This is a genomic window from Mycolicibacterium elephantis DSM 44368 (genome assembly GCF_004014805.1).
Lineage (GTDB): Bacteria > Actinomycetota > Actinomycetes > Mycobacteriales > Mycobacteriaceae > Mycobacterium > Mycobacterium elephantis.
In genome coordinates, this window is the sequence record NZ_ATDN01000008.1 from 54198 (window position 1) to 68339 (window position 14142).

At 69.8% G+C, this 14142-nt stretch carries 6 protein-coding genes; 3 read left to right on the forward strand and 3 right to left on the reverse strand.

What is annotated here, in order from left to right; genetic code table 11:
* Nucleotides 1–12: 12 nt before the first annotated feature.
* Nucleotides 13–1371, forward strand: coding sequence for a flavin monoamine oxidase family protein (locus tag MELE44368_RS07405; RefSeq protein ID WP_128107947.1), 1359 nt, complete (start codon nucleotides 13–15; stop codon nucleotides 1369–1371).
* On the opposite strand, the gene MELE44368_RS07410 is transcribed toward MELE44368_RS07405, so the two are convergent.
* A complete protein-coding gene (locus MELE44368_RS07410) occupies nucleotides 1368–2363 on the reverse strand; it encodes an alpha/beta fold hydrolase (RefSeq protein ID WP_128107915.1) in 996 nt (331 codons plus the stop codon). The genes MELE44368_RS07405 and MELE44368_RS07410 overlap by 4 nt on opposite strands.
* A gap of 134 nt (nucleotides 2364–2497) precedes the next feature.
* On the opposite strand from MELE44368_RS07410, the gene MELE44368_RS07415 reads away from it, so the two are divergent.
* On the forward strand, nucleotides 2498–3469 hold the full coding sequence (locus MELE44368_RS07415) for an NADPH:quinone oxidoreductase family protein (RefSeq protein WP_128107948.1): 972 nt from the start codon (nucleotides 2498–2500) through the stop codon (nucleotides 3467–3469).
* A gap of 101 nt (nucleotides 3470–3570) precedes the next feature.
* Here the strand turns inward: MELE44368_RS07415 and mbtM are convergent, their stop codons facing one another.
* Complete coding sequence (gene mbtM, locus MELE44368_RS07420) at nucleotides 3571–5100, reverse strand: long-chain-fatty acid--ACP ligase MbtM (protein ID WP_128107916.1); 1530 nt, start codon at nucleotides 5098–5100, stop codon at nucleotides 3571–3573.
* A 214-nt stretch (nucleotides 5101–5314) separates the two neighbouring features.
* On the opposite strand from mbtM, the gene MELE44368_RS07425 reads away from it, so the two are divergent.
* Nucleotides 5315–5989 carry a methyltransferase family protein gene (locus MELE44368_RS07425; protein WP_164890053.1) on the forward strand — a complete coding sequence of 225 codons (675 nt, stop codon included), beginning with the start codon at nucleotides 5315–5317 and terminating at the stop codon, nucleotides 5987–5989.
* Between the two features lie 26 nt (nucleotides 5990–6015).
* On the opposite strand, the gene MELE44368_RS07430 is transcribed toward MELE44368_RS07425, so the two are convergent.
* Nucleotides 6016–14067: a non-ribosomal peptide synthetase gene (locus MELE44368_RS07430; protein ID WP_409366108.1), complete on the reverse strand. Its 8052-nt coding sequence runs from the start codon at nucleotides 14065–14067 to the stop codon at nucleotides 6016–6018.
* Between the last annotated feature and the right edge of the window lie 75 nt (nucleotides 14068–14142).

Consider the following 14142-nt stretch of genomic DNA (forward strand, 5'->3'; position numbering starts at 1 on the left):
AATCGGGTGACTATGCCTGCCCTGCCCGCCGCGGCCGATGTGGTGGTCGTCGGCGCCGGGTTCGCGGGCCTGACCGCGGCCCGCGAGCTCACGCGACTCGGTCACGACGTGCTGGTTCTGGAGGGCCGCGACCGCGTCGGGGGGCGGTCGATGACCGCGACGATCGCCGGTGTCCCCGTGGATCTCGGTGCGACGTTCGTCGGCCCGACCCAGGACGCCGTCGTCGCACTCGCCAGAGAACTCGGCTGCCCGACCGAGCCGACGTACGTGCGCGGCAAGAACCTGATCCACTGGCGCGGCCGGGTGCGGTCGTACCGCAGCACGATCCCGCGGCTGTCGATCATCGAGCTGCTCGACGTGTCCCGCATCCACTGGCGGTTCGACCGCGTCTGCCGCCGGGTGCCGGTCGAGGAACCGTGGGCCTCGCCCATCGCCGACATCCTGGACTCCAAGACCCTCGACGAGTGGCTGCGCTACGTCCATGCGAGCGCGTCCACCCGGGATCTGATGGCGATCATGTCGCGGGTGACGTGGGGCGCCGAACCCGACGAGGTCTCGATGTTGCACGCCGTGCGCTACGTCAAGGCCGCCGGCGGCATCGGTCGCATGCTCGACGTCGAGGGCGGCGCCCAGCAGGACCGCTTCCCGGGCGGCACCCAGCAGATCGCGCTGCGGATGGCCGACGAACTGGGTTCGCGGGTGGTGCTGAACGCCGTGGTGCGGCGCGTCGAGCGTCACCGCGACGGCACGCTGACCGTGGGCTCCGACCGCAGTGACGTCACGGCGAAAGCGGTCGTGGTGGCGGTCCCGCCCGCGCACCGAGCCGGCATCGAGTTCCTCCCCGAGCTCCCGCCCGAGCAGGAGAAGCTGGTGAACCATTGGCCCCAAGGCAATCTCAGCAAGGCCTATGTGGCCTACGAAACGCCGTTCTGGCGGGCCGACGGTTGCTCGGGTGAGGCGCTGTCCGACGAAGGCCCGGTCTTCATCACGTTCGACGTGAGCCCGAGCGACGACGGCCCGGGAATCCTGTTGGGGTTCACCGATGCCCGATCGTTTGACGCGCTGCCGGCCGCGCAACGCCGAGAGCGCGCGGTGGCCGGATTCACGAGGTTGTTCGGCGACGCGGCGGCCAACCCGATCGATTACCTCGATCACCGTTGGAGCGCAGAGGAATTCGCTCCCGGCGGGCCAACGGCGGCGGTGCCGACCGGGTCATGGACGACGTACGGCCCGTGGCTGCGCAAGCCGGTCGACAACATCTTCTGGGCGGGCACCGAGACGGCCGACGAGTGGACCGGGTTCCTGGACGGGGCGGTGCGATCGGGTCAGCGCGCCGCAGAGGAGGTGCACCGCACGCTGACGGCGGCCTAGGAGGTGGCCCGGCGGGCCGGGCGGACCGACTCAGCCCGGCGGGCCGGGCGGACCGACTCAGCCAGCAGGCGCAGGTGTTTGTTGACCTCGTCGGGGCGTTCGAGGATCGCGCAGTGCCCGCCGGCCAGCTCGACGTAGTCGGCGAGGTTGGGCACCTCGTTGGCGATGCGACGAGCCGACGTGACCGGCAGCAGCCGATCCTTCTCGCTGCCGATCACCAGCGTCGGCACGACGAGGTTGTTGAGCCCGATGTGCTGCGGTCCCAGGTGGTCGACGAGCGTGCGCGCCCAGCCGCCGCGTCCGGCGGGAGGCGTGGAGGCGAACAGCTCGTGCACGAACGCCGCAATCGCGGGGTCGGCATCGCGGCCGACCGCCAGCATCGACAGGAAACGCTGGTTCGCGCCGTAGATGGCGCGCGGCACCGGCGTCGCGCCGAACGTCTTGAGCAGCGTTCCCGCCGCGCGCACCCGCGCACCCGCCAACGGCGGGGGCACCGGAAGGAGCTGCACGTCACGCAGCAGGTCACCGGTGGTGGTGTTGATGAGCGCGACGGCGGCGGCGCGGTCGGGTACCCGGTCGGGGTGGCGCTCGGCCCACGAGGTGATCGCGATGCCACCCATCGAGTGGCCCGCGACGACCGCACGTTCGCCGTCAGACACCGTGGCCTCGAGCACCGCGTCGAGGTCGGCCGCCAAGTGGTCGAGGCTGTAGCCGTCGCGGCGCGGCGGAACTCCGCTGCGGCCGTGGCCGCGGTGGTCGTAGGCGATCACCCGGTAGTCGCGGGACAGGTCGGTGATCTGGTGTGCCCATACGCGGATGGCGCAGGTGATGCCGTGCGCGAGCACGATCGGGTGTCCGTCGTCGGGACCGAAGACCTCGGCGTGCAGTCGGGTGCCGTCCGCCGATCGCACGTCCACGGGCCGACCCGACGGCAGTTCCTGGACGGGGGCGAAGGCCGGAACCCGCCTGCCGGCGGTTTGACCACGTCTCATCAGCTCTCCGATCGGACTGGGCAACGTTGCCGCATAAGTTAGCTTATCTTCCCGTCCCGCCCGCCGGGGCCACCGGCACGCCCGACGGACGGCGCCGCGGCTGGCGAGGTGGACGACGAGGTTAAATGGGCGCCATGCGCGCGATACAGATAGCCAGCCTGGACGGGCCGCAGGCCGCCAAGCTCGTCGAGGTCGACGAGCCGGACGGCAAGGACGCCGTCGTCATCGACGTGTACGCGGCCGGCGTCGCGTTTCCCGACGTGCTGCAGTCCCGCGGGCTCTATCAGTACAAGCCGGACCTGCCCTACACCCCGGGCGGTGAGGTCGCGGGCGTCGTGCGCAGCGCCCCCGCCGACGCCCACGTGGCGGCCGGTGACCGGGTCGCCGGGCTGACCATGGTCTGCGGCGCGATGGCCGAAGTCGTCGCCCTGCCGGCCGAGCGGGTTTTCAAGCTGCCCGACAATGTGTCGTTCGAGGCCGGCGCCGGCCTGCTGTTCAACGACCTGACCATGCACCACGGCCTTCGGACGCGGGGCCGGCTCGCCGAGGGCGAGACGGTGCTGGTGCACGGGGCGGCCGGCGGCATCGGCACCTCGACGCTGCGGCTGGCACCGGCGTGGGGCGCCTCGCGGGTGATCGCGGTGGTCAGCACCGAGGACAAGATCGAGGTGGCCAGGGCGGCCGGGGCGACCGATGTGGTGCTCGCCGAGGGGTTCAAGGACGCGGCCAAGGAGCTGACGGGCGGACGCGGTGTGGACATCGTCGTCGACCCGGTCGGCGGTGACCGGTTCACCGACTCGCTGCGCTCGCTGGCTCCCGGCGGGCGGCTACTGGTCATCGGGTTCACCGGCGGGGAGATTCCGACCGTGAAGGTGAACCGGCTGCTGCTCAACAACCTCGATGTGGTCGGAGTCGGTTGGGGCGCATGGACTTTCACCCACCCCAACTACCTCGTCGAACAGTGGGCCGAGCTCGAACCGTTGCTGGCGTCCGGCCGGGTGCCTGCCCCCGAACCGGTGGTGTATCCGTTTGAGCGCGCCGCGGAGGCGATCGCGGCGCTGGAGGACCGATCAGCCAAGGGCAAGGTCGTCGTGAAGGTGCGCTGACCCGCGGTCCTTCGCGCGACACTTCCGCCGAAACTGCGCACAGATCGCCGGATTCGCCGAAAACGCGATCTGTGCGCAGGCTCGGCGAACCCAGCGCAGGCTCAGTCGCCGCGCTTGGCCGCGACCTCGCGTTTGACCTCCAGGCGGCGCAGCTTGCCCGACGTCGTCCTCGGCAGCGTGCCGGGTCGGACGAAGGTCACGTCGGACGGGACGATGCCGCAGTCGGACGCGACGCGTTTGACGACCTCGGTGCGGGCGTGGGCCTCATCGGGGCCCCGGAACTCCGCGACGATCACCACCCCGGGACGCACGGAGCGTTCGCCGACACCGACGGCGACGACGGCGCCCTCACGCACCCCGGGCACTGTCGCGGCCACCTGCTCGACTTCGGCGGGAAAGACGTTCCGGCCTGCGACGGTGATCAGTTCCTTGGCGCGCCCGCACACCACCAGGCCGCCGTCGACCAGGTAGCCCAGATCGCCTGTGGCGAACCATTCGTCGGCGCCCAGCGGTTCCCCGCCGCGATAGCCCGTCATCATCGACGTGCCGCGAATCATGACCTCGCCGGCGTCGGACCCGTCTTCGGCCGGCTCGATGCGCACCGACATGCCTCCGATCGGCTCGCCGAGCACCGCGTGACCGGCGTCGTCGACGATCAGGCCCCGGCCGGGTTCGGGAACCGTTACCGCACAGGTGGCTTCGGCCAGCCCGTACGACGGGGCCAGCGCGCCGGCGTCGAATCCGAAACCGGCCATCTCGTCGGCGAACCGCGCGGTGAGACCGCAGTCGACGGGTTCGCCGCCGTTCAGCGCGAAACGCACGCTGCTCAGGTCCACGTCGGTGACGCGCCGCGAATATTTCCCGATCAGCCCGTAGGCCATGTTCGGGGCCGCGGTGATGGTGGCCCGGCTTTCGGTGAGCCAGCTCAACCACCGAAACGGCGAAGCCTGGAACGCCGCGGTCGGCGCCTGCCACACGTCGGTGCCGGCGAGCGCGCCGGCGAGCAGGAAGCTCAATCCCATGTCGTGGTACAGCGGCAACCAGGAACAGCCGACGTCGGCCGGCGTCACACCGATGCGGGCATTCAGACCGCTGAGGTTGGCCAGCACCGCCTCCGGCGACAGCTGCACTGTCCGCGGGGTGCCCGTCGACCCGGCGGTGCCCTGCAGGACGGCCACCGGCGCCGGATCATCCGGTGGGACGAACGTCGTCGAACGCTGCACGGGTGCAACGGAGCCGAGGTCCTTGATGACCAGCGGCCCGTCGGCGGCGGACAACCGTTCGAGGTGGGCGCCGTGGCTGAGGACGTGGCTGATGCCCATGCCGGCAAACCGGGTCAGGGTCCGCTGCGCCCACTGGTCCGCGTCGGCCCCACGTACCGGACCGGGGCCGATCGAGACCGCGGCGCCGGCCTGAAACGCGCCCAGGATCGCCGCGACCAGCTCGACGGTGGGTTCCCCGGTCAGCCCCAGCGCGCTGATGTCGTCGTTGCGCAGCCACTCGGCGATGTTCTCCGCGCGCGCATGCACTTCCGGCCACGGGTGGCGAGCCCACTGCCCGTCGTCCAGCACGGCCAGAAAGTTGTCGCTGCTCGACAGTCGCTCGGCAAGCGCCGCTGCCAACGATTTCATCGCACCCTCGTACGTCTGATCCAGGAACCGGCAACCTCGACGCGGTTCGCTTCCGCCAAGTTAATCGATCGGGGTTCGCTGTGGACGGCTACGTCGGTGTGCCGGCTGGTCGGGACCGGTGCGCGATCATTCGCGCACGAGTCCTCGGCGACCGACGGTAGTTTTAGCCGTGCGCCGCGACGGCGGACGTGTGGGCGAGCGGTATGGAGGTTGTGTGAAAGCCGTTCTGAGGATGCTGGTATTCGGCGTTGTCGAGATCGTGGTGTTCGGCCTGGTGCTGTTCGGCCTCGCAGGAACGTTCGACTACTGGCAGGCGTGGGCTTTCCTGGCGGTGTTCGCCCTCTCGACGTGGCTGCCCAGCATGTACCTGCTGCGGACGAATCCGCAAGCGCTGCAACGGCGCAAACGTGCCGGGCCGGTGGCCGAGACCCGCACCGTGCAGAAGCTGCTCATCGCCGGCTGGTACGCGTCGCTGGCGGCGATGGTCCTCGTGAGCACCCTCGACCATCGGTTCGGTTGGTCCTCGGTCCCGGCGGCGGTCAGCGTGGCCGGTGACGTCCTGGTGGCGATCGGGCTGGGGGTGACCAGCCTGGTGGTGATTCAGAACAGTTTCGCGGCGTCCACGGTTCAGGTGGAGTCGGATCAGAAGCTCGTCGAGACCGGTCTGTACGGGCTGGTGCGCCACCCGATGTACACCGGCAACGTGATCACGATCCTCGGCTTCCCGCTCGCGCTCGGCTCCTACTGGGGGCTGCTCGCCGTCATCCCCGGCGTGACAGCGCTCGTCCTGCGGATCCAGGACGAGGAGAAGCTGCTCCGCGAGGAGCTGGACGGCTACCGCGAATACGCGCAGAAGGCGCGCTATCGCCTGGTGCCGCTCTTGTGGTGATCGCGGATACGGTGGCGCGCCGGCGGTTACGCCGGTTCGCCGCCGGGGCCGGCCGCGGAGCCTTCGCTGACCGAGCTGTCGGCATCCAACAGCCGGCTCAAGCGCCGTACGGTCGGCGCCTCCAACAGCGTCGGCACGGTGAGATGGGTGCCGAGGGCCGTGTTGATCGCGGCGACCGCCCGCATGGCCGCAAGCGAGTCCCCGCCCAGCTCGAAGAACGACTCATCGACCCCGACGCGGTCAACGCCGAGCACCTGGGCGTAGATGCCGGCCAGGATCTGCTCGACCAGTGTGGACGGGGCGCTGTAGGCGCCGCCGTTGTCGTGACCGGTTGGGGGCGCCGGGGCGGGCGGCTGGGCCAACAGTGTCCGCTTGCTCCACCTTTCGAGCCAGGACCGCTTGCCGGCGTTGAGCACATCCATCGACAGGAGCCGGCGGTTCGGGTGACCGGACATCGCGACCAGCACCTGCGTGAACCGCTCCATCAGCGCTTCGATGCCCGCCGCGTCGAACACGTCGGTGTCGAATTGCACGCGTAGCTCGAGTTCGCGGCCCGGTCCGGCCTGCACCGAGAGCGGGTAGTGGTAGAAGTCCCGGCTGGTGAATCCGGTGATGGCCAACCCGTCGACGGCGGGCGGGGTGCCCGTGTCGGTCGGATAGTTCTCGTACACGAAGACGGTGTCGAAAAGCCTTTCCTGGCCGGTGATGCGGTGGATGTCGCTGAGCGCCAGGTGCTGATGGTCGAGCGTGTTGTTGTGGGCGTTCTGCAGCTGATCCAACAAGTCGGACGCGGTGGTGTGCGGCGTGATGGTCGCGCGCACCGGCACCGTGTTGATCAGCAGGCCCACCATCGATTCCGCGCCGAGCACCTCTGGTGGGCGGCCCGACACGACGGTGCCGAACGCGACATCATGCTGGTCGGTCAGCGAGGCGAGCAGAACCGCCCATGCGGCCTGCAACACGATGTTGACGGTGGTGCGGTGGGAACGCGCCAGCTTGCTGATCGCGCGCGTGGTCTTCGCGGGCACCCGGAACACCTCGACGCTTCGCCGCGCGAACCCGAGCTTCTGCGGCGGGCCGACGAGGATCGGTGTTTGGAAGTCGGCGAACAGCTCACGCCAGGCGGCCTGTGCCGCAGCGTGATCCCGCTCGGCGAGCCAGGTCATGAAGCTGCGGTAGGGCGAGGCCGCGGGGAGCCGGTGGCCGTGGTAGCCGGCGAAGATCTCCTGCATCAGGATCGGCATCGACCAGCCGTCGAGCACGATGTGGTGGTTGGTCAGCACGAACCGGTGCCGGTCCGGTGCGATGCGGATGAGCGCCACCCGGAAGGGTGGCTGCTCGACGAGGTCGCACACCGCGGCGCGTTCGTCGGCGCAGATCCGCTCGATCTGCTCGTCGATCCCGAAATCGGCGTCGCCGCCGTCCAATTCGACATATCGCCACGGCGCGACGGGGTCGGCGGGAATCAGCTGCACCGGTTCCTCGAACTGCGGGCAGAACCGGGCGGCCAGGTGCGGGTGGCGGGTGACCACGGTCTGCACGGCGTCGCGCAGACGGTGCGCGTCGAGCGGACCGCTCAACGCGATGTCCAGTTGCACCGCATACACGTCGTCGCCGGAGGACTTCGCGACGCTGGCGTGGTAGAGCAATCCCTGCTGTAAGGGCGTCAACGGCAGCACATCGGCGATCGGGGACTGCCGGTGCAGTTCGTCGAGCTGCTGCTGGCTCATCCGCAGCGGCGCGATGTCCGACGGCGTCAACCCGCCTCCCCCGCGCCGGACATGCGCGCAGATCCCGGCCAGAGCGTCGAACCACAACCGGCTGATCCGCGTGACCGCGGTACGGTCCAGCGCCGACTGCGCCCACGTCCAGGTGGCGTTCAGATGAGGGCCGGTGTCGGTGTCGACGGTGGCCGCGTTGAGTTCGACGGTGTGCATCAGCGAGATCGGCATCGCCGCCGCCCCGGCCGTCAACGACAGTCCCTCTTGGCTGAACCGCCACACATCACCGGATGCGTAGGCCGCCGGGGCGCCAAGGCGCCCAAGGTAGTTGAAGCCGATCACCGGGTCGGTCCCGGCCAGATCCGCATCGGGGTTCAGGTAGCGCAGCAGACCGTAGGTCAGCCCGTCGGGCAAGGCGCGCAGCTGTTCCTTGGCGTCCTTGATCACCGCGCCCAGCGCCGCGTCGCCGGCCACCACCTGCGTCCAGCGCAACCCGCCCAGGGTCAAGCCCACCGGGTACTTGGCCGTGAACCAACCCACCGTGCGTGACAGGTCGATATGTCGACCCGCCGCTGCGGCGGTCTCGGCCAACTCCTCGTCCCGGCCGTGCCCCTCGACGTCGATCGCGATCGGCGCACCGTCGGTCCCCAGGTATTGCGCCCACGCCAACGCGAAAGCGATTAGCAGGATTTCATGCACCGCGGCGTGGAATGCCGCGGGCACCTCGCCGAGCAGCATGTGGGTGGTCTCGGCATCCAGCAGCTCGGTCAGGTATCCGGCCGTGGCGAACGTGTCGACCGCGGGTTGCGGTGCGGGCAGCGCGGCGGGAATCGCGGCCACCCGCCGCCAGGTGTCCGCATGGGCGACGACCTGCGGATCACGGGCATGGTCGGCCAGGATCTCTGCCCACCGGGCGAACGACGTCCCGGCCGGCGGCAACAGCACGGGCTGTCCGCCGCGATGCTGTGTCAACGCGATGTTGAGGTCTTCCAACACGATTCGCCACGAGACACCGTCGACGGCCAGGTGGTGGATGATCAGCGCCAGTTGCCCGGTGGACGTCACCCACAGCGCGCTGACCATCACGCCCTCGGCGGGGTTCAACCGCGACCGCGCGGCCACCAGCGCCTCGTCGGTCAACACGCCCACCGACTGCAGCCGGCTGCGCGCGTCGACCGAATCCGGTTCCGGCACGGTCAACTTCCAGCCGCCCGCGCCGTCGCCCTCGGCACGCAGCCGCAGCATCGCGTGCCGATCCAGCAGCGCCTGCAGCAGCACCACCACGTCGTCATCGGTCACCCCGCTGGGGGCCTGCAACAACACTGTCTGGTTGAACTCGTCGATCGAACCCTCAGCGCCCTTGAGCCACTGCATGATCGGGGTGGCGATCACGGGGCCGACGCCGTCGTCGCTTTCGCTGTCGGAGTCGTCGGCGAACCTGACCACCCGGGCCAGCCTGGCCACGGTCTGCTGGACGAAGATGTCCCGTGGGCGACCGACCAGGCCGGCCGCATGCCCGCGCATGATCACCTGGATGGCTGAGATGCTGTCGCCGCCCAGGTCGAAGAACGAGTCGTCGACGCCGACCCGCTCCAGGCCGAGCACCTCGGCGTAGATGCGGGCCAGGGTTTCCTCGACGGGATTGGCCGGGGCGCGGTAATGGTCGACGTCGGCGTATTCCGGCGCCGGCAGGGCGCGGACGTCCAGCTTGCCGTTGACCGTCAGCGGCAGCGCATCCAGCGACACCACCGCGGCGGGCACCATGTAGGCCGGCAGCCGCTCGGCAAGTTGGGCCCGCAGCCCCGCCGGGTCGTCGATCCCGGTGACATATCCCACCAGTCGCTTGTCGCCGGGCCGGTCCTCGCGGGCGATCACCACCGCCTGCTGCACGCCGTCCAGTTGCGCCAGCGCGGCCTGGATCTCGCCGAGCTCGATGCGGTAGCCGCGGATCTTGACCTGCTCGTCGGCGCGCCCCAGATATCTCAGCTCGCCGTCGGCGCCCCAACACACCAAATCCCCGGTGCGATACATCCGTTGCCCCGGCGCCTCTGCGGCCCCGAACGGGCACGCCACGAACCGCGACGCGGTCAAGCCGGAGCGGCCCACATAACCGCCGCCGACGCCCGCGCCCGCCACATACAGTTCACCGACGACACCGACCGGCACCGGCCGCAACCAGGCGTCGAGCACGAAGAAGCCCAGGTGTGCCAGCGGGACGCCGATCGGGCTGACGGCGCTGTCGGTGTCGTCACTGAGGATCTCGCGGAACGACGCGTGCACCGTGGTCTCGGTGATGCCGTACATGTTGATCAGCCGCGGCGCATCCCGATGCTTGGCCAGCCAGCCCTGCAACCGCGCCGGCTCCAGCGCCTCACCGCCGAACACCACCACGTCGAGGGCGAGCTCGGCCGCCGACTCGGGGGTCAGCTCGTCGACGGACTGCAGCGCGTAAAACGCCGACGGCGTCTGGCTCAACACGTTGACCTGCTCGACGATCAGCAGGTCGTGGAACTCCTCGGGTGAACGGGCCACCTCGTCCGAGACGATCACCAACCGGCCGCCGTGCAGCAACGCACCGAAGATCTCCCACACCGAGAAGTCGAACGCCAACGAATGGCTTTGGGTCCACACCTGTTTCGGCGGCAGCTCCAAGCGGGTGTCGATCGCGTCCAACAGCCGGGTCACGTTGCGATGCGGGATGGCCACCCCCTTGGGCACCCCCGTGGTGCCCGAGGTGTAGATGAGATACGCGATGTCGTCGGGACTCGGCCCCGGCAGGGGGCTGACGGGCAGGCTGTCGACGGCGGGATCCGCCACGTCGATGACCGTGAGCCCGCGCCCGGAGAGCCGATCGGCGAGGGCCGTTGTGGTGACCGCGGCGACCGGTGCGGCATCGCCGAGGACGAAATCCAACCGCGCGTCGGGCACCGACGGGTCGATCGGCACGTACGCCGCTCCGGTCTTGAGCACGGCGAAGATCGCGACGACCGCCTCGACCGAGCGGGGGAACAACAGCGCGACCCGCTGACCGGGTCCCACACCGCGGTCGATGAGCAGGTGCGCCAACCGGTTTGCGGCCTCGTCGAGTTCGCGATAGGTGACGGTGTGGTCGTCCAGACTGACGGCGGCCGCGTCGGGATCGCGGGCGGCCTGCGCCTCGAACAGGGCCGGAATCGAGGTGGTAGCGACCGGTTCGGTCAACGCCGCCCGGTTGCCGATCGTGTCGACGTGGGCGTGTTCGTCGGCGTCGAGGACATCGATCGCGGACAGTGACCGGGCCGGGTCGGCGGTCATCGCCTCGAGGACCCGCCGTAACCGTTCGACGAGGGTTTCGATGCTGGCAGCGTCGAACACGTCGGTGCGGAACTCCACAGTGCCCGAAATGCCTGCGGCCTCACCGGTTTCGGTCCAACGCTCGGCCAGCGAGAAGGACAGGTCCATGCGGGCGGTGTGGGTGTCCAGCGGTAGCTGGGAGACGGCCAGATCGCCCAGTGCCATCGCGCCTGCCGCATCGTCGCCCTTTCCGGGAACGTTCTGCCAGGCCAGCATCACCTGCACCAGCGGGTGATGGGTCAGAGACCGGCTCGGGTTGAGCCGCTCCACGAGCAGTTCGAACGGCACGTCCTGGTGTTCGTACGCGGCCAGGCTGCGGGTGCGCACCTGTGCGAGCACATCGGTGACGCTGGGATCGCCGTCCAGATCGACCCGCAACACCAAGGTGTTGACGAAGAAGCCGACCAGCTCGTCGAGGGCGGCGTCGCGGCGGCCGGCGATCGGGAAACCCACCGCCACATCGGAACTCGCGCTGAGTTTGGCCAGTAGCACGGACAACGCGGCCTGCATCACCATGAAGCCGGTGGCGTTGTGCTCCCGAGCCACCCGGGCGATCTGCTGCTGCAGATCGGCGGGCCAGTCCACCTCGACCCTGGCCCCGCGCTGATCGGCGACCAGGGGGTACGGTCGATCGGTCGGCAGCGCAATGCGTTCGGGCATCCCCGCCAACGCGTCTTCCCAGTACCTGAGCTGCTGGGCGATGCGGCTGTCGCTGTCCTCGAGCTCGCCCAGCTGCGCACGCTGCCACAGCGTGTAGTCGACGTATTGGACGGCAAGCGGTTCCCAATCCGGTGCCTGTCCGGCGCACCTGCTGGCATAGGCCATACCCAGATCCGCGACCAGCGGCGTGATCGACCAGCCGTCGGCGGCAATGTGGTGCACCACCGCCACCAGCACGTGCTCGTCGTCGGCGAGGCGGAAGAGCCTGGCCCGCAGGGGGATCTCTTCGGCGAGGTCGAAGCTGTGCCGTGCCGTCTCCTCGACCGCCTCGTCCACCCGGCTTGCCGGCCATCCCCCGGCGTCGACGACGTCCCAGCCGAACTCGGCCTGGTCGGCGGGAACAATCCGCTGCTGCGGTATCCCGTCGACGGCCGGGAACACCGTGCGCAGAGTTTCGTGGCGGCCGACCACGTCGGCGAAGGCCGCGCCGAGCGCCTCCACGTCGAGCCGGCCCTCCAGGCGCAGCCCCACCGCGAGGTTGTAAACCGGTGAGGGCCCGTGTAATTGGTCGATGAACCACAGCCGGCTTTGGGCGAACGACAGCGGTATCGCCGCCGGGCGCTCGCCGGCGACCAGCGGTTCCAGCTGGTCGTCGTCACCACCCAGTCGCTGCGCCAACTGGGCGACCGTCGGCGCCTCGAACACCGCGCGGACCACGAGGCCGGTATTCATCGTCTTGTTGATCGCGGCCACCAGGCGCATCGCCATCAGGGAATCCCCGCCGAGGTCGAAGAAGGAGTCGTCGACACCGACCCGCTCCAGCCCGAGCACCTCGGCGTAGATGCCAGCGAGGATCTCTTCGGTGGGGTCGCTCGGGGCGCGGTACTGACCGGCGTCGGCGAACTCCGGCGCGGGCAGGGCACGCTTGTCGAGCTTGCCGTTGACCGTCAGCGGCAGCGTGTCCAGCACCACCACCGCGGTGGGGACCATGTAGGCCGGTAGCCGCTCGGAAAGTCGGGCCCGCAGTTCGGCCGGGTCGGCGCTGCCGGTGATGTAGCCGACCAGCCGCTTGTCACCGGGCTGGTCCTCGCGGGCGATCACCGCCGCCTGCTGCACGCCGTCCGATTGGGCCAGCGCGGCCTGGATTTCACCGAGCTCGATGCGGTAGCCGCGGATCTTGACCTGCTCGTCGGCGCGGCCCTGGTATTGGAGTTGCCCGTCGGGCCCCCAGGCCACCAGGTCCCCGGTGCGATACATCAACCGCCCCGGCGCTTCTGCGCCCCCGAACGGACACGCCACGAACCGCGACGCGGTCAGACCCGACCGGCCCACATAGCCGTACCCCAGGCCCGCGCCTGCCACATACAGCTCACCGACCACCCCGGGCGACACCGGCCGCAGCCACCCGTCGAGCACGAAGAACGCCAGATCGGCAAGCGGTATCCCGATCGGGCTGACCGTGCTGTCGACGTCGGCCGCCACGATCTCGCGGAACGACGCGTGCACCGTGGTCTCGGTGATGCCGTACATGTTGATCAACCGCGGCGCATCGCCGTGGGTGTCTATCCACGCCTTCAGCCGGGCCGGCTCCAGCGCCTCCCCGCCGAACACGACTGCCTCGAGCGCGATCTCGGATCCCAGTTCAGGGGAGAGCGCGTAGAAGGCCGACGGTGTCTGGCTCAGCACGGTGATCTGTTCGGAGACCAACAGCGCGTGGAACTCCTGGGGCGAACGCGCCACCGACTCGGGCACCACGACGACCCGTCCACCGCGCAGCAGCGCACCCCAGATCTCCCACACCGAGAAGTCGAAGGCCAGCGAATGGCATTGCGTCCATGTCTGGTTCGCCGAAAGGGGCAGGTGCGGATCGATCGCGTCCAGCAGCCGCGTGACATTGCGGTGCGGAATGGCCACGCCTTTGGGCACACCGGTGGTGCCCGAGGTGTAGATCAGATAGGCCACGTCGTCGGGGCTGACCGGTGGCATGTCTTGGCCGGGGTCGCCGTTCGGAGCCGAGTCGACCTGTCCGACATCGACGATCAACAGGTCGCGTCCGTGCAGCCGGCCGGCCAGGTCGGCGGTCGTGACCGCGGCGACCGGTTCGGCGTCGGTGAGCACGAAATCCAACCGCGCGTCGGGCACGGCCGGATCGATCGGCACGTACGCCGCACCGGTCTTGAGCACGCCGAGGATCGCGACGATCGCCTCGGCCGACCGGGGAAACAGCAGCGCGACCCGCTGGCCGGGCACCACGCCGTGCGCAATCAGCAGCCGCGCCAACCGGTTCGAGGCCTCATCCAGCTCGCGGTAGGTCAGCACGTTGCCGTCGCAGCTGACCGCGGCCGCGTCGGGCGCACGAGTCACCTGCTGGGCGAACAACTCCGGGATCGGCGCCGCGGCCGGGGCGGGAGCGGTCAGCGCCGCGCGGTTGCCCCATGC